Consider the following 16,497-nt stretch of genomic DNA (forward strand, 5'->3'; position numbering starts at 1 on the left):
CGGCGGTTTCAGGGCACGGGGCTGTGGTCAGGGGGGTGCCCGGGGTGCTGGGCTGAGCAGTCGGTGAAGTATCAACCACGTCTACACTTCCCCCCATGGAACAAGAGGTGCGGTGGTTGACGGCGGAAGAGCAGCAGGCGTGGCGCGGCTTCATCCGCCTCCAGGACCGGCTCCGGGGGCACCTGACGCGCCAGCTCCAGACGGAGGCGAACGTCTCGGCCGCCGACTTCTCGGTCCTCGTCGAACTGACCGACCTTCCCGACGGGCGTCGGCGCATCCTGGACCTCGCCCGCGCGCTGGAGTGGGAGAAGAGCCGGATGTCCCACCACATCGCGCGCATGGTCAAACGCGGGCTCGTGATGCGCGACGAGTGCCTCGAAGACGGGCGGGGCGCGTTCGTGGTGATCACGGACGAGGGGCGCCGGATGATCGAGGCCGCCGCTCCCCGGCACGTGGAGGCGGTGCGCGGGCTGTTCCTCGACCATGTGACACCGGCCGAGCTGCGGGTGATCGCCGAGGTGTCGGAACGGGTCGTGAGGAAGATCGACGAGGCGCCGGAGTGCCCCACCGCGGAGGCGGACTGAGGCTCGGGCGGCGCTGTCCCGCGCGGCACCCTCGTGGCATGATAGTTGACATGCCAACTAAAGCTTGTGGGAGGTGGCCCCGGTGAGCAACGTCGAGACCGACCCCGAGGCGCTGAAGTGCGGCGGCGACTCCCCACCGGACACCGTCGACGTCCTGACACCCCGCGAGGTCCCCCTGGGCGGCCCCCGCTCCCTCTCCGTACGGCGCACGCTCCCGCAGCGCGCCCGCACCCTGATCGGCGCCTTCTGCTTCGCCGACCACTACGGCCCCACCGAGGTCGCCGGGCGCGGCGGCATGGACGTCGCCCCGCACCCCCACACCGGCCTCCAGACCGTGAGCTGGCTGTTCAGCGGCGAGATCGAGCACCGCGACAGCCTCGGCACCCACGCCCTGATCCGCCCCGGCGAGCTGAACCTCATGACCGGCGGCCATGGCATCTGCCACTCGGAGGTCACCACCCCGGCGACCACCCTCGTGCACGGCGTCCAGCTCTGGCTCGCGCTGCCCGGTGAACACCGCTCGGCCGCCCGGGACTTCCAGCACCACGTCCCCGACCCGGTCCACCTCGACGGCGCCGAACTCCGCGTCTTCCTCGGCACCCTCGCCGGCAGCGCCTCCCCGGTGCGCACCTTCACTCCGCTCCTCGGCGCGGAACTCGTCCTCGCCCCGCACGCCGAGGTCACCTTGGCCGTCGACCCGTCCTTCGAGCACGGCGTCCTGGTCGACACCGGGACCGTCCGCCTCGCCACGACCACCTTGCGGCGCGCGGAACTCGGGTACGTCCCCTGCGGTGCCGGGACCCTGACGCTGGCCAACGAGTCCGGCGAACCGGCCCGCACGATCCTCCTCGGCGGCACCCCCTTCGGGGAGGAGATCGTCATGTGGTGGAACTTCGTCGGCCGCTCCCACGAGGACATCGTCCGCGCCCGCGAGGAGTGGGAGGCCGAGGGCGACCGCTTCGGTGCCGTGACCGGCTACCCCGGCGCCCGCCTCCCCGCCCCCGCCCTGCCCAACGCCGTCATCCGCCCGCGCGGCAACCCCACGAAAGGCCCCGAGATGAGTGAGTCCCCGCTGGTCAGGCGCGTCGACGCCGAGGAGCTGTACGAGATCGTGGTGGACGGCCGGCGCGCCGGTCTCACCGCCTACCGCGACCGGGGCGAGCAGCGCGTCTTCTTCCACACCGAGGTGGGCGAGGAGTACGGCGGGCAGGGGCTGGCGGCGCGGCTCGTGCTGGACGCCCTCACCGACGTACGCGCCTCGGGGAAGCGGATCGTGCCGATCTGCCCGTACGTCGCGGGGTATCTGGAGCGGCACGACGGGTTCGCGGACCTCGTCGATCCCGTGACGCCCGAGGTGCGGGGGTGGCTGAAGGAGCGGCTCGGGAGCGGGGCGGAGTAGGGCCGCGAGGGCCGGGGCGGGGTGCGCGGCCGGGGTGCCGGAATAGGGCGCGGCCAAGGTGCCGGAATGGAGCGCTGCCGGGGCGCCGGAATAGGGCGCGGCCGGGGTGCGTTCTTCCCGTCGGAGTTGACACATCAACCAGATGGGAGGCCGAGGGCGATGCAGTTCGGCATCTTCACCGTCGGCGACGTGAGCACGGACCCGGCCACGGGACGCACCCCGACCGAGCACGAGCGGATCAAGGCGATGACCGCCCTGGCGCTCAAGGCCGAGGAGGTCGGACTCGACGTCTTCGCGACCGGCGAGCACCACAACCGGCCCTTCGTCCCGTCCTCGCCGACCACCCTGCTCGGCTACATCGCCGCGCGCACCGAGCGGCTGATCCTCTCCACCTCCACCACGCTGATCACCACCAACGACCCGGTGAAGATCGCCGAGGACTACGCGATGCTCCAGCACCTCGCGGACGGCCGCGTCGACCTCATGATGGGCCGCGGCAACACCGGGCCCGTCTACCCCTGGTTCGGCAAGGACATCCGCGACGGCATCGACCTCGCGATCGAGAACTACGCCCTGCTGCGCCGCCTGTGGCGCGAGGACACCGTCGACTGGGAGGGCAGGTTCCGTACGCCGCTCCAGGGTTTCACCTCCACCCCGCGCCCGCTCGACGGCGTACCCCTGTTTGTCTGGCACGGCTCCATCCGGTCGCCGGAGATCGCCGAGCAGGCCGCGTACTACGGTGACGGGTTCTTCCACAACAACATCTTCTGGCCGGCCGACCACACCAAACGGATGGTCGACCTGTACCGGCAGCGGTACGCCCACTACGGACACGGCACGCCGGAACAGGCGATCGTCGGACTCGGCGGACAGGTCTACATGCGGGCCAACTCCCAGGACGCGATCCGGGAGTTCCGGCCCGTGTTCGACCACTCGCCGGTCATGGGCGGCGGGCTCCCGCTGGAGGACTACATGGCGCAGACACCGCTGACCGTCGGTACGCCGGACCAGGTGATCGAGAAGACGCTCACCTTCCGGGAGTACGCCGGGGACTACCAGCGCCAGCTGTTCAACGTGGACGGCGGCGGCATCCCCCTGGAGACCGCGCTGGAACAGGTCGAGATGCTCGGGGAACTGGTCGTACCCGTACTCCGCGAAGAGTTCGCCGCCCGGCGCCCGGCGGGGGTGCCGGACGCGCCGCCCACCCACGGTTCGCCGCTCGCGACCCGCTGACGCAGATCCGATAAGGAGACCACCATGACCGCCGAGTTCAACGCCGGCGTCGCCCCCGACCGCTGGGCCAGCGCCCTGCACCTCTTCGACGACGGCCCCGGCGCCGTCCGCGAGGAGACCCCCGGCGAACTGTGGGAGCGGGCCGGGCTGCTCTTCGAGGCGAAGGACTACATCGGCGCCGCGAAGCTCCTGGCCCGCGTGACCGAGGAGTTCCCGGAGCAGACCGCGCCCCGCCTGCTGCTGGCGCGCGCCTACTACCACTCCGCCCAACTCGGCCGAGCCGAGGAGCAGTTGCGGATCGTCGTGGAGCGCGACCCGGTCGAGCACTACGCCCACCTCATGCTGGGCCGCACGCTGGAACGGCAGGGCCGGGAGGCCGAGGCGGCGCCGTGGCTGCGAATGGCCGGGGCGTTCTCGGGGGAGTTCCCGCAGGACGCGTGAGCGGGTGAGGGGACGTAGGGGCGGGGGTGTCCGTGGCGGTGCTGCGGGCGCCCCCGCTTTCTGCGTTGCCCGGCGGGGAATGTTCCGCGCCGGGGCTTGTTGACATCTCAAGGGGGCGAGATGGAAGGCGGTTGATGTGTCAACAGCTCCGGACGGCCGGACACCGCAGTACGGCCGGTGGGAACAGGAGACTGCCGTGAAGGACGACTGTCCCGGCACCATGGCCGAGGGAACGGTCCGGTGAGCACACCGGCCATACGCGGCCACCACCTCGACTGGCGCCTCGTCGCCGGCGGTACGGCCCTCGCCACCGCCGCCACGTACGCCGCCCTCGCACTCCACGACGACGCGGTACGCCTCGCCTCCGACGCCGATGGTTTCGTCCGCTGGCCCGCGACCGCGCTGACCCTCCTGTGGCTGGCCCGCCACGACCAGAACCGCTACGCACGCGGCGCCGTCGCCCTCCTGCTGACCGGCGCCGGCGGCTTCGCCGTCCTCGTCGCCCGGCACGGCGTACCCGCCCACGAGACCTCCCTCGTCCAGGACTACCTGGACCTCCCCGGCACCGCCGCGAGCTGGTACGTCCTCATGGCGCTGGCCCTGGCGGGCGGGGCGAAACACTCCCTGACGCGCGCTGGAGCGCTGCTCGGCGCGGCGGTCGTCGGCGGCGGAGCTGTCCTCACGGCCGACGACCACCTCCTCGTCGCCCTCCTCGCCGTGGCACTGCCCGGCGCGGCCTGGGCACTGACCGGAAGCGTGCCGCTGCGCCGATCCGGCTGAACGGGCTGCCTGCTCAGGGCTGTGCAGCGGGCTGCCCGGCGGGTTGCTGTGCGACCTGGCTGAGATGGCCGCCTGAGCGTGCTGCTGGGCGGGCCGAATGAGAGGGCTGCTGGGCGTGCTGTTGGGCGGGCGACCACCCGGCTTGGCGCGCAGACCGATGTTCGTACATCCGCATTCGTTCATTCGCATTCGCTGGAGGGGACACCCATGGGATTCGAAGGCACGGAACTGGCCGTCGTACCGCTCGACTCCGAACAGGCGCGGCACCCGGCCGTCACGGGCGTGAAGGCCGCCGACCTGGCACGGGCTGCCGCCGCGGGCCTCCCCACGCTGCCGGGGTTCGTCCTCGTACCGGTCGACCGCGCACCCGACGCACCGATCGGCGAGTACTCCGTACGAGCCCTCTGGCACGAACTCCGCGGTGACCGGATCCCCCTGGTCGTCCGGTCGTCCTCCGCGTACGAGGACACCGAGGACTCCTCCCTGGCCGACCGCATCGAGTCCGTGCCCGACGTCCGAGGCTGGGAGCAGTTCAAGGCCGCCGTCGGCACCGTCCTCGACTCCGCGCGCGGAGTACGGCCCCCGCAGCCACCGGAGGGCGACGGGATAGCCGTCCTCGTGCAACCCATGCTGACCTCGTCCGTCGGCGGAGTGCTGTCCGGCGCCGACCCCGTCGAGGGACGTACCGACCACATCCTCGTCAGCGCCGTACGCGGCGGCCCCGACCAACTTGTCGACGGCAACACCCAGCGCGTGCGCTACCGGCTGACCCGCATGGCCCGCCTCGTCCGTACCGAACCACCTGGCGAGCGGATCCTCTCCCACCGGCAGCGGGCCCGGCTCGTGCAGCTCGCGAAGAAGGCCGAGCGGGTCTTCGGCGGGCCGCAGGACATGGAGTTCGGGTTCGACGCCCACGGGAAGCTGTGGCTGCTCCAGGCCCGACCGATCACCGCGACAGCCGCCCGGCCCGCCCCCGGCGCGCGACTCCTGGACCCCGGACCGGTCACCGAGCCCCTGCCCGGCGTCCTCCAGCCGCTGGAGTAGGACCTCTGGGCGGAACCCATGTCCCGCAGGCTTGCCCCTTGCGCTCGACATCGCGGACGCTGCGTCCCGGCGCCGGCTGTGGTGGCTGCTCGCCGTCACGACCGTTAGGGCTTCTGGGTCGGACCCATGTCCCACGGGCTTGCCCCTCGCGCTCGGCATCGTGGGCGCCGCGTCCCGGCGCCGGCTGCGGCGGCTGTCCGCCGTCACGACCGCACGGGGGTGGGCCACCGCCGATCCGTGGCTGCTCGGCGCGGTGCCGTCCGCGCATCCCGTGCTCGACTTCATCGTCCCGGCGCCGGGTGCCCGGCGGGCGGGGGTCGCGTGGCGGGTGGGGCGGTTGCGGTCCGCGCTGCCGCTGCTCGCCGTGGACCTGACGGCCGACGCCGACAGGCAGCTCGTCGACTTCCCGCCGCCCCGCGAGATGTTCGGCGGGCAGCTCGTCACGTGACCGTCGAGGAGCAACCGGCGCCGCCGGCAACGGAATTGGAGAAGCTCCTCGACCGAGGGATGGCATAGTGATCTCCCGGTGTTGATGTCCCGGCGCGCGAGCGGAGAGTCACGGATGCCGATCGGACTAGTCGCGCTGGCCCTCGGCGGGTTCGGCATCGGGCTCACCGAGTTCCTCATCGCGGGACTGCTGCCACAGGTCGCGGCCGACTTCGCGGTGTCCGAGGCCGCTGCCGGCCGGCTGATCTCCGGGTACGCGCTGAGCGTCGCGGTCGGGGCGATCGCGTTGACCGCGGCTACGGCCCGGCTCCCCCGCAAACAGGTCCTCGTCGGCCTGGTGGCCCTGTTCGTCATCGGCAATCTCCTCTCCGCTGTAGCTTCCGACTACTGGGTGATGATGCTGGGCCGCATCGTCGCGGCCCTGTGCCACGGTTCCTTCTTCGGCATCGGTTCGCTCGTCGCCACCGCCCTCGTCGTACCGGAGAAGAAGTCCCAGGCCGTCGCGGTGATGTTCGCCGGTCTCACCGTCGCCAACGTGCTCGGCGTGCCGTTCGGGGCGCTCGTCGGTGAACGGTGGGGCTGGCGCGCCGCGTTCTGGGCGGTCACCGTGATCGGCGTCCTCGCGCTGGCCGGCATCGCCGCCCTCGTCCCGGCCACGGCGTCGCCGACCGCTTCACAGGGTCTGCGTGAACAGTTCCTCGCGTTCCGCTCCTCTCAGGTCTGGCTCACTCTGGCCGCCACCGCGCTGAGCTACGGCGGCATGTTCGGCGCGTTCAGCTATATCGCGTACACCTTCACCGAGGTCGGCGGCTTCTCCTCGGCGGACGTCGCCTGGCTGCTCATGGTGTACGGGGTCGGTCTGGTCGTCGGGAATCTGGTGGGCGGTCGCGCGGCCGACCGGGATCGGGACCGGGCGTTGGTGTGGGCGCTGGCGGGACTCGCGGTGACGTTGGCGGTGTTCGGGGCGCTGGCGGGGAGCGAGGGGGCCTCGGTGGTGCTGGTGTTCCTGATGGGGGTGACCGGGTTCGCGAGCGTGCCGGGGATGATCACCCGGGTCACGGATCAGGCGGGCGGGGCGGCGCTGGCCGCGAGTGCGAATGTGTCGGCCTCCAATGTGGGGAACGCGTTGGGGGCTTGGCTGGGGGGTGTGGCGATCTCGGTCGGCTTGGGCTATCGGTCACCTCTCTTTGTGGGGGCGGGGATTGTGATGGTGGGGCTTGGGGTGATGGTGGTCGCGGCTCGTACGGAGAAGGTGGTTGCGGTGCGGGATTGAGGTGGGTGAGGTTGGGGGGCCAGAGGGGCTGAGTGGTGGGTGAGGTCGAGGGGTGAGGGGCTGAGCGGCGGGTGAGTTGGGGGAGTGAGGGGCGAGTTGATGGGGCGGGGTGGTTCTGCGGTTGCTGGGCCTCGGCCTCGTCGGCGGCTTGCCCCCATTCTGGCCCGGCTCTCCGCTCCGCCGCCTCGGCCGAACGGCCGACCCCGTTCGGGTGACGGGGCGGTTTTTGCGGTGGGAGTACTGGCCGAACGGCCGAGGCGGCGGCGGCCCGGTTTCCGCGAAGGTTGATCCACGACGGCAGGGCCGACAGAGGCCACGCCGGAACCAGTGGAGGAGCACCTCTCATGCGACACAACCAACGGCTCGCCCTCGCCGCCGGCATTGGCCTCGCCGCGGCCTGCGCCATCCCCGCCGGTTCCGCTCACGCGATCAGCGGAGGTAGGGAGGCCTCGTCCGCGCCGTGGGCCGTGCAGGTCTACAGCAACGGACGGTTCGCTTGTACCGGAACGATGCTGACGGACCGTTGGGTGCTCACCGCATACCACTGCTACAACGACGAGCCGGGAAAGATGACGGTCCGCGTCGGAGACACCCGTATCGGCCACGGCACGAAAGCGGAAGTCACCGCCATCCGGTACCTGGCCGACACGGACGGCCTGGACGACGTGGCCCTCTTCCACCTCGCGAAGCCGGTCAAGGCGCCGCACATACAGCTGGCGAAGACGGACCCGCCCAAGGGAGCGGTCGTCGGCATCTACGGTTACGGCAGCTTCGGCCCCCACCCGAAGAATCTCCGCAAGGCCACGAACCGCGTGACCTCCGTCAAGCACGACGACATCATCGGCCGCGCGATCTGGACGAAGAAACTGACGGGAGACAGCGAGCCGGGCGACTCGGGAGGCCCGGCGTTCTACAAGGGCAAGCAGGTGGGGGTGCTGTTCGGCCCGAACGAGTACAGCAGTGTGGCGTCGCACCGGAGCTGGATAAGGAGCGTCACGGGGGTGTGATCGTGCCCCGCACGAACACCCCCGCCCGTGCGGACGTCGCCGCCGCTTCCGCCGCGTGGTCCGCGTCGGATTCCGTGAGGGGCGAGGGGGTGGTGAGGAGGCGGTAGTAGAGGGGAGCGGAGACGGCGCGGATCACCTCGTGGGGGTCGGTGCCGGCCGGGAGTTCGCCTCGGGTGACGGCCTGGCGGACGCAGGGGGCCCACTCCTCGACGCGGACGGCGTAGAAGCGGTGGAGGGCCTCGGCGGTTCGGGGGTCGCAGGTGGCGGCGGCGATGACGGCCTTGAAGAGGGCGCCCTGGCGAGGATCGGTGAGGGTGCGTTGGACGAGTCGGGCGTTGGCCTTGAGGTCGCCGAGGAGGGAGCCGGTGTCGGTGCGGGGGAGGGACTGGTCGGCCATGTCGGTGAGGAGGTCGGCCACCAGGCCGGTGACCGTGCCCCAGCGCCGGTAGACGGTGGTCTTGCCGACCTCGGCGCGGCGGGCGACGTCGGCGAGGTCGAGGTGGGTGAAGCCCTCCTCGGCGAGGACGTCTCCGGCGGCTCGCAGGACGGCGGCTCGGACCCGGGCCGTACGTCCACCGGGCCGGAGGGTTCCGGGGTCGGCACCCTCGGTCTCCATAACGGGACTCCTGTTCCGTTAGTCGGTCGATGCTTGTTAGGGTGAGGACATCTTAAGGGAACGCAGGACCCGTTAAGGGGGAGTGGTCATGGAGTACAGGCAACTGGGCGCGTCCGGCCTCAAGGTCCCCGCGCTGAGCTTCGGCGCCGGAACCTTCGGCGGGCGGGGACCGCTGTTCGGCGAGTGGGGCAGCACGGACGTACGGGAGGCGCGGCGGCTGGTCGACATCTGCCTCGACGTGGGGATCACGATGTTCGACACGGCGGACGTCTACTCGGACGGCGCCTCCGAGGAAACGCTCGGCGAGGCGATCAAGGGCCGCAGGGACCGGGTGCTCGTCTCGACCAAGGCGGGCCTGCCGACCGGCGAGGGGCCCGCCGACGCCGGCACCTCCCGCGCCCGCCTCATTGCCGCCTGCGAGAACGCGCTGCGCAGACTCGGCACCGACCACATCGACCTGTTCCAACTGCACGCGTTCGATGCCGCGACGCCGGTGGAGGAGGTCGTGGCGGCGCTCGACGACCTCGTGCGGGCGGGGAAGATCCGTTACCTCGGCGTCTCCAACTTCTCCGGCTGGCAGACGATGAAGTCGCTGGCGGCGGCGGACCGGCACGGGCGGACCCGGTACGTGGCCCAGCAGGTGTACTACTCGCTGATCGGCCGCGACTACGAGTGGGACCTGATGCCGCTGGGCCTGGACCAGGGGCTGGGTGCGATGGTCTGGAGCCCGTTGGGCTGGGGCCGCCTCACGGGAAAGGTCCGCCGGGGCCGCCCCCTGCCGCAGCAGAGCCGCTTGCACCGGACGGCCGACTACGGTCCCCCGGTGGAGGACGAGCACCTCTACCGCGTGGTGGACGCGCTCGACGAAACGGCCCAGGAAACCGGCCGGACGATCCCCCAGGTGGCCATCAACTGGCTGCTCCGGCGCCCCACGGTGTCCTCGGTCATCATCGGCGCCAGGGACGAACGTCAACTCCGGGAGAACCTGGGGGCGTTGGGCTGGGAACTGACGCCCGAGCAGATGGCGCGCCTGGACGGGGTGAGTGCCCGGACCGGCCCGTACCCGCACTTCCCGTACCAGCGCCAGGAGGGGTTCGCCCGCCTGAACCCGCCGGTGGTGTGACGGTGAGGGGCCGCCTTCCGGGGGTGCGGGGAGCCGCGCGACCGACCGCGCCGGACGGTCGCGGGAGTCGACGAGGACTCGTGCGTCGACCCACCGCTCCCGTCCGACGGCGTACGCCCCGCGAGCAGCACCCCGGGCGTCTGGGGAACAATGTGCGCACGAGGGGAACGGTGTGCGCATCGCAGGGTATGCTGGCCAGGACTCACGCACCGGCGAGGAACAGGAGCGTCATGACGGCCAAGCGGAACCCGATCCCCTCGGTATGGGCCCGCCCCCGGCGCGAACCGGACCAACCCGCGCTCAGCCGGGCCGCGATCGTGCGCGAGGCGGTCGCGATGCTGGACGCGGAGGGTGTCGAGGCGCTCAGCATGCGGAAGTTGGGGGCGCGGCTGAACGCGGGGGCGACCTCGTTGTACCGGCACGTCGCCACCAAGGACGAGCTGATGGAGCTGGCCGCCGACGAGGTCTTCGGCGAGATCGCCGTACCCCCGGCGGACAGTGACGACTGGCGGGGCGCCGTGGCGGACGCGGCGTTCTCGTTCCGGGCGACGATCCTGCGCCACCCGTGGCTGGCCTCCGTCCTCGGACAGGCGGGCCTCGCCTATCTGGGTCCCAACCTCATGTCCCGCACGGAGAGTCTGGCCGCGCTCTTCGTCCGCGCCGGTTTCCCCGACCCCGGCAACGCGATCTCCGCGCTCCTGTCGTACGTCACCGGCATGAGCGCGACGGAGGCCGCGTGGCTCGGGACGGTCGCGCGGTCCGGGGACACGGAGGCCGGGTTCGTGGCCCGCCTGATGCCGGCGGCGGAAGAGGCGGCGGCCGGGTACACGCACCTCGCGGACGGGTACCGGGCGCCGGAGGAGCAGGGGCCGGAGGAGGCGAGGGAGGCCAAGTTCCGGTACGGGTTGGACGTGGTGCTGGACGGGCTGGCGATGAGGCTGCCGGGCAAGGGGTGACAACGCCGTACAGGCAGATTGCCGTACCGCCCCCTCCCGGACACGCCTATCTGAAGGCCGCGTGCCTCAGAGGTCCAGCACATCCCGCGTCCGCACCACCGCCCCCGTCTCGAACGACCGGTTGGCCGCCAACCCCGTCACCAACGACCGCGCCCCGTCCACCGCATCCGCCGCCCGCCCCAGCGGATCAGGCACGCGCGTCCCGAACAAGTCCTCCAGCATCCGCACGTCCCCACCCCCGTGCCCGCCCTCCCCGCTCGCCACCTTGATCTCCCGGGGCCGCTCCCAGGACCGGCGCAGCAGCAGTTCCGTACGGCCGGTGTTCGCCTCGGCGCCGTGGGTCGAAGCGGCGCTCACCCGGGGCGGGGTCCAGGTCGTCTCCTCGACGAGCAGCTCCAGCCGCCCCTCGCTGCCGTTGAAGGCGATCCGGTACCCCTCCCAGGGGGAGTACGCGGTGAGGTGGTACGTCAGGGAGGCGCCCGAGGCGTACCGGACGAGGACCGCCATGTCGTCCTCGATGGTCACGCCGGGCGCGAAGACGTTCTGGTCGCGGTGGTAGCCGTCCTCCGACTCGGCGTCCAGGTAGAGGGACGTGAGGTCGGGGTCGTCGGCGAGGTGGAGGGCGAAGGGGTCGTCCGAGGCGGCGGGCCGGCCGTGCGCGCGGTCGTACTCCCGGGCCAACCCTCGGCGTTGGCCCGCTTCAGAGCCGTAGAAGAACAACGTGCCCTGTGCGTAGACGAGTTCGGGTGAGCTGTCCAGCCACCAGTTCACCAGGTCGAAGTGGTGCGTGGCCTTGTGGACCATCAGGCCACCGGAGTTGGCCTTCTCCCGGTGCCAGCGGCGGAAGTAGTCCGCGCCGTGCCGCAGGTCGAGCAGCCACTCGAAGTGCACGGACCCGACCTCGCCGATCGCGCCGTCCGCGAGCAGCTCCCGTACGGCCGAATGGGCCGGGTTGTAGCGGTAGTTGAAGGCGACGCGGACGTCCCGCCCGGTGCGTTCGCGGGCCGCGAGGATGCGGCGGGCCTTGTCCGCGTCGGTCGTCATCGGCTTCTCGGTGACGACGTCGCACCCGGCGTCCAGCGCCCGCACGATGTACTCGTCGTGGGTCCGGTCGACGCTGCACACCACGACGAGGTCGATCCGCTCGCGGCGCAGCATCTCGCCGAACTCCCCGGCGGGGTAGGCCGGTACGGGTGTCCCACCGCCGAGCCACTCGTTGTGGACGGCCATCCGGCGGGAGTTGGTGTCGCAGAACCCGGCGAGTTCGTACCGGTCCGCGTAGGGCCCGGCGAGCGCGTTCACGAACAGCCGGGCGCGGGAGCCGAGTCCGACGACGGCGACGCGGCGGCGAGGAACACTGGACATGCGGGGTCTCCGTTCCGACGTACGAAAAACACCGCGTCGGAGCGTACCCACCCCGGCGCCGAGCCGAAAGATCACCCGGCGCCGGTGGGCCCTCTTGGAGGGGCAACTCCCTTACGCCCAGCACCCGTTCACAGTCGCCGCCAGCCCGTCCATCGCGTCCTTGATGTCCCCCGGCGCGGCGGTCGAGTTGTTCTCGACGAACGAGAACACCTTCCATCGTCCGTCCTGCGCCTGCGTGAACCCGCTCAGCGCGATGGCCCCGGTCAGCGTCCCCGTCTTGGCCATCACCTTGCCCACGGCGCACGACGAGTCGGGCGTGTCGAAGCGCCCCCACTCGGGACCGAGCGTGGCGCCGGCCTCACCGGCGACCGGCAGCCCGTCCTTGATGTACTTCAGCGTGTGGCTGTACCGCGGGTCCGTCGTGAGGTCGAGGATGTCCGCGAGGGTCTGCGCCGGGATCCGGTCGGCGCGGGAGAGCCCGCTGCCGTCGTGGATCTCGAAGTTCTCCAGGGAGACGCCGTACCGGTAGCCGAGGACGTCGCGGACGACGGCCGTACCGTCCTCGAAGGTCGCCGGGCGCCCGGCGCCGAGCGCGGTCATGCGCAGCAGCGTCTCGGCGATGTTGTTGTCGCTGGTCTTCAGCATCGTCTTGACGATCTCCGACAGCTTGCCGGAGGTGTGGCGGGCGACGGGTACGTCCGTGGGGGCGGCGGTGGCGTGCGCGACGTCGCCGTCGACGGTGACGCCCTGCTCGGTGAGGAGCTTCGCGAAGACCTGCCCGGCGTCGAGCGAGGTGTCCATGACGCCGTGGCCGTCGACGACCAGCGCGCGGACGGGCGCGATGTTGTCCGGGTAGTAGCCGTCGTTCCAGCCGGTCGCGAGGGACGGCTCGGGGAAGAGGCTGTCGTCGACGTGGACCTTGACGGAGGTCAGGCCCGCCGCCTTGACGCCGGCCGCCGCGGTCTTCGCCAGCTCCTGGAGGTCGGCCGAGGTCAGCGTGCGGTCGCCGCCGCCGACGAGGGTGAGCGCGCCGTCGCCGTACACGACCTTCGTGGTGAAGCGGTGGCTGGGGCCGAGGACCGTGAGGGCGGCGGTCGAGGTCGCGAGCTTCGCGTTGGACGCGGGCATGAGGGCGGTCTCCGCGTCGTGGCCCCAGACCTGTTTGTCGGACTTGGCGTCGATGACGACACCGCTGAACGTCGTGCCGAGGCGGGCGTCCTGGACGCGGGTGTTGAGGTTGTCCGCGATCTGCTGCTCGGCGGGGTCGAGTTCCGTCGCGCCGGCCTTCGTCGCGGTGGCCTTCTCGGCGGCGAATGCGGAGGGGCCGGCCAGGATCGTGCCGGCGACCGGGGCCACCGCCGCGACCAGGAGTGCGCGGCGGACCGCCGGGTTTATCTCGCGGGGCTTGCGGTGACGCCCACGCGCGCCGGAGAGGGGGGTGCTCGACATGTGGGGGTCCTAGCGGGGGGAGTGGATGGATCTGGCCGAAAAGTAGCAGCCGAAGGAGCTTGTACCTTCAAGTAGGAGTGAAGGAGATGTGAGGGCATTCGGGCGTGGGGGGAAAAGTCCTGGACGGCGCTCTGGAAAGGGCCTCGCTTCTCAACAGAAGTGAGGCCCTTGTTCGTTGTCAGGCGCGGCAGGTCGCGTCCCCGGCCGGGAGGCGTCCGCTTGACAGGTACGCGCGCACCCCGTCGTCCGCGCAGGCGTTCCCGTACACCCCGAACACCGCGTGCTGCGCCGGGCCGGCCAGCGTGATCAGCCGCGACGACGGCCAGTTGCGGCGCTGGGCCACCGCGCCCGCGTACGTGGTGCGCGGGTCGCCGGTCGCGTTCACCAGGAGCGCCGGGAAGTCGTCCCGGACCGCCGTCGGGGTCTCGCGCGGGGCGGGCCAGAAGGCGCAGGGGCCGATGTTGCGGGTCATGGGGGCGAAGAGGGGGTCCGTCAGCCGGCCGCGCTCGATGTCGCGCCGGTACGCCTCCGGGTCGCGTTCCGTGGGGACGTCGCCGCAGAGGATCGCCGACTGGACGCTTCCGTACGACGACTCGTCGCCGGTCAGGATGAACTTCAGCGTCTCCAGCAGCGCCGGGGACGGGTCGGCCGGGTTGCCCTGCGGGGTCAAGTCCCGTACGGATCGCGCGAGTTGGCCGTACGCCTGGTCGTTGTCCTGGGAGAGGCCGGTGAGCAGGATCATCGGGACGACACGTTCGTCGACCTGGTACGGGCCCACGGTCAGCGGCTTGTGGGTCGCCGCTGCCTGGATGCGGTCAACTGTCCTGAGTACGGCGTCGGTTGTGGCGCCCAGTCCGTACGTCGCGTGCCGGGTCGCCGTCCACTTCGCCCAGTCCCTCAGCGCGGCCCGGTTCTCCGGCTCGGCCACGCGCAGGAGGCGCGGGGAGTAGCGGGCCGGGTCGATGACGCCGTCCAGGACCATGCGGTCGACGCGGGCCGGGAACATCGTCGCGTACACCTCGCCCAGGTAACTGCCGTACGAGTAGCCCAAGTACGAGACCTTGCGCTCGCCCAGCGCCGCGCGGATCACGTCCATGTCGCGGGCGGTGTTGCGGGTCGTCGCGTACGGCAGGACGTCGCCGGCGTTCTGGTGGCACAGGACGGCGAGGTTGCGCGCGAAGCCGGCGTCGAACGTCGCCGGGGCGCTCCAAATGGACGTGCTCGTTGGCCACTTGCAGTCCAGCGGCGTACTGCGGCCGACGAAACGGGGGTCGACGCCGACGACGTCGTACCGACCGGCGACCTCCTTCAACTCCCCGTGGATCCACGGCGCGTCACCGATCGTGGACCCGCCCGGACCGCCGCCGTTCAGCAGCAACGGGCCGATGCGGTGGGCGGTGTCGGTGCCCCGGATACGCGATATCGCGACGGTGATGGTCCGCCCGCCGGGGTTCGCGTAGTCCAACGGCACAGTGACATCAGCACACTTGGCCCCGGCCTGCTCCAACTCCTTCCCGGTGGTGTCGTCCGGGCCCGTCACACAGCTCTTCCAGTCGAGCCGCTGCTCATGGAAGCGGGCCAGAGCGTCGGTGGCGGCCGACGCGGTCAGGGGAAGCGCGGCGAGGGCAAGTGCGGAACAGAGGGCAACTCGGGTTCGTACGGCAAAAGTTGTCACGCGACCTCACGCTAGAGGCCGCGAACAGCCCGAACACTCCGGCGATCCCGCCGATCCACCCGGGGGTCAACCCCCTTGTGTGCGGCCTCCGTTGCCGGTAATACCTGGAAGGCATGAGGGAGTTGGAGGAACGGGTCGCCCTGATGGACGCCGCGTTGCGCCCCATCGCCGAGCAGCCGGTGGACTTCGACGACCCCGACTGGGCGTCGAAACTCGGTCAGGACCTGGGGCCTTGGGACGACGCGGACGCGGTCCTCGTGGAGGTTCTCGACCGGTACGACACGGGTGACGCCGGGACGCGCGCCGCGCTGCGCGCCCTGCTGGACCGGCATCGAGCGTTCCGTTGGGCCACGACCTTGCCCCGGGACCGTACGCCCGAGGGGTTCCGGCGTCGGCTGCTGCACCTCTCCCTCGTGGACCACGGCGAGGACACCCGCGACGAGTTGCTCACGCTGTGGGCCCTGTGCCGGGAGGCGCGCGAGGCCGGGGTGGCGATGGAGCCGATGCTCAGGGAGGTCGCCGAGATGTCGAGCCGCGTCGACAAGTACGGGATGGGGTCGATGCGGGACATCATGCTGGAGACGGCCGAGTCACCGCACGCGCGGCCCTGAACGGAGTCCGCCGCGCCCCCACCCTTGAACCGGAGGCGCCCGAAAAGCGCCCCCGGCCCCCGGAATCACTCGCCCTTCGGCCCCGCCTGCTGCACCACCTCGAAAGACCACAGCGTCGACGCCGACGACGCCGGCTTCGGGCGTTCGGCGCCCGCCCCGCCCTGGTGGGCCTGCTTCATCGGGCCCTCCATCCACGCCTGGAAGGACTCCTCGTCCCGCCAGCGGGTGTAGACGAGGTACTCCTCCGTGCCCTCCAGCGGGCGCAGGAGTTCGAACCACTCAAAGCCGTCGGAGTTCTCCACCGCGTGCGCGCGGCCCGCGAAGCGCTTCTCCAGGGTCTCGCGCTGTTCCGCCGGGACCGTCAGTACATTGATCTTGACTACGCTCATGCGCCCATCCTGCCCGCCACGTGCGGCGCACCGGCACACCGACCCCCGGATCACGACATGCGGGGCACGGGGGGCTGCCCGACACTGTGAGCCCGGGGGCCCCAC

Annotated in this window: 17 protein-coding genes and 1 pseudogene; 13 read left to right on the forward strand and 5 right to left on the reverse strand. The window is 71.4% G+C overall.

The window, feature by feature from the left end:
* Positions 1–95 precede the first annotated feature (95 nt).
* The 10 genes and pseudogenes from J8M50_RS20255 (at position 96) to J8M50_RS20300 (ending at position 8,208) form a co-directional block, all read left to right on the forward strand.
* On the forward strand, positions 96–584 hold the full coding sequence (locus tag J8M50_RS20255; RefSeq protein WP_040838013.1) for a MarR family winged helix-turn-helix transcriptional regulator: 489 nt from the start codon (positions 96–98) through the stop codon (positions 582–584).
* Positions 585–666: 82 nt separating this feature from the next.
* Positions 667–1,632: pseudogene (locus tag J8M50_RS20260) on the forward strand (pirin family protein); the annotation flags it as partial.
* A 9-nt stretch (positions 1,633–1,641) separates the two neighbouring features.
* Entirely contained in the window at positions 1,642–1,983 is a 342-nt protein-coding gene (locus J8M50_RS20265; RefSeq protein ID WP_223786315.1) for a GNAT family N-acetyltransferase, read from the forward strand.
* A gap of 159 nt (positions 1,984–2,142) precedes the next feature.
* Complete coding sequence (locus J8M50_RS20270) at positions 2,143–3,216, forward strand: LLM class flavin-dependent oxidoreductase (protein WP_010358494.1); 1,074 nt, start codon at positions 2,143–2,145, stop codon at positions 3,214–3,216.
* Positions 3,217–3,240: 24 nt separating this feature from the next.
* A complete protein-coding gene (locus J8M50_RS20275) occupies positions 3,241–3,657 on the forward strand; it encodes a tetratricopeptide repeat protein (protein WP_010358493.1) in 417 nt (138 codons plus the stop codon).
* A gap of 240 nt (positions 3,658–3,897) precedes the next feature.
* Positions 3,898–4,437, forward strand: a complete 540-nt coding sequence (locus J8M50_RS20280; protein ID WP_010358492.1) for a hypothetical protein — start codon at positions 3,898–3,900, stop codon at positions 4,435–4,437.
* Positions 4,438–4,644: 207 nt separating this feature from the next.
* A complete protein-coding gene (locus J8M50_RS20285) occupies positions 4,645–5,481 on the forward strand; it encodes a PEP/pyruvate-binding domain-containing protein (protein ID WP_010358491.1) in 837 nt (278 codons plus the stop codon).
* Between the two features lie 139 nt (positions 5,482–5,620).
* A complete protein-coding gene (locus tag J8M50_RS20290; protein WP_010358490.1) occupies positions 5,621–5,929 on the forward strand; it encodes a hypothetical protein in 309 nt (102 codons plus the stop codon).
* A 114-nt stretch (positions 5,930–6,043) separates the two neighbouring features.
* Entirely contained in the window at positions 6,044–7,201 is a 1,158-nt protein-coding gene (locus J8M50_RS20295) for an MFS transporter (RefSeq protein ID WP_010358489.1), read from the forward strand.
* A 344-nt stretch (positions 7,202–7,545) separates the two neighbouring features.
* Positions 7,546–8,208, forward strand: a complete 663-nt coding sequence (locus tag J8M50_RS20300; protein WP_010358488.1) for a S1 family peptidase — start codon at positions 7,546–7,548, stop codon at positions 8,206–8,208.
* On the opposite strand, the gene J8M50_RS20305 is transcribed toward J8M50_RS20300, so the two are convergent.
* Positions 8,195–8,824, reverse strand: a complete 630-nt coding sequence (locus tag J8M50_RS20305) for a TetR/AcrR family transcriptional regulator (protein ID WP_010358487.1) — start codon at positions 8,822–8,824, stop codon at positions 8,195–8,197. The two genes, J8M50_RS20300 and J8M50_RS20305, sit on opposite strands and share 14 nt — an antisense overlap.
* Positions 8,825–8,912: 88 nt before the next feature.
* Here J8M50_RS20305 and J8M50_RS20310 point away from each other — a divergent pair, with 88 nt between their 5' ends.
* A complete protein-coding gene (locus tag J8M50_RS20310; RefSeq protein ID WP_010358486.1) occupies positions 8,913–9,947 on the forward strand; it encodes an aldo/keto reductase in 1,035 nt (344 codons plus the stop codon).
* Between the two features lie 230 nt (positions 9,948–10,177).
* On the forward strand, positions 10,178–10,903 hold the full coding sequence (locus J8M50_RS20315) for a TetR/AcrR family transcriptional regulator C-terminal domain-containing protein (protein WP_010358484.1): 726 nt from the start codon (positions 10,178–10,180) through the stop codon (positions 10,901–10,903).
* 66 nt (positions 10,904–10,969) lie between these two features.
* Here J8M50_RS20315 and J8M50_RS20320 read toward each other — a convergent pair whose 3' ends face one another.
* The 3 genes from J8M50_RS20320 to J8M50_RS20330 all read right to left on the reverse strand — a co-directional run bounded on the left by J8M50_RS20320 (position 10,970) and on the right by J8M50_RS20330 (position 15,392).
* Entirely contained in the window at positions 10,970–12,268 is a 1,299-nt protein-coding gene (locus J8M50_RS20320) for a Gfo/Idh/MocA family protein (RefSeq protein WP_010358483.1), read from the reverse strand.
* A gap of 111 nt (positions 12,269–12,379) precedes the next feature.
* Positions 12,380–13,717: a D-alanyl-D-alanine carboxypeptidase/D-alanyl-D-alanine endopeptidase gene (gene dacB, locus J8M50_RS20325; RefSeq protein ID WP_010358482.1), complete on the reverse strand. Its 1,338-nt coding sequence runs from the start codon at positions 13,715–13,717 to the stop codon at positions 12,380–12,382.
* Between the two features lie 178 nt (positions 13,718–13,895).
* On the reverse strand, positions 13,896–15,392 hold the full coding sequence (locus tag J8M50_RS20330; RefSeq protein ID WP_029184434.1) for an alpha/beta fold hydrolase: 1,497 nt from the start codon (positions 15,390–15,392) through the stop codon (positions 13,896–13,898).
* Positions 15,393–15,505: 113 nt separating this feature from the next.
* On the opposite strand from J8M50_RS20330, the gene J8M50_RS20335 reads away from it, so the two are divergent.
* Positions 15,506–16,003 carry a hypothetical protein gene (locus J8M50_RS20335; RefSeq protein ID WP_010358480.1) on the forward strand — a complete coding sequence of 166 codons (498 nt, stop codon included), beginning with the start codon at positions 15,506–15,508 and terminating at the stop codon, positions 16,001–16,003.
* Between the two features lie 65 nt (positions 16,004–16,068).
* Here J8M50_RS20335 and J8M50_RS20340 read toward each other — a convergent pair whose 3' ends face one another.
* Positions 16,069–16,392, reverse strand: a complete 324-nt coding sequence (locus J8M50_RS20340) for an antibiotic biosynthesis monooxygenase family protein (protein ID WP_010358479.1) — start codon at positions 16,390–16,392, stop codon at positions 16,069–16,071.
* Between the last annotated feature and the right edge of the window lie 105 nt (positions 16,393–16,497).

Origin of the sequence: Streptomyces acidiscabies (assembly GCF_020010905.1) — a bacterium.
Lineage (GTDB): Bacteria > Actinomycetota > Actinomycetes > Streptomycetales > Streptomycetaceae > Streptomyces > Streptomyces acidiscabies.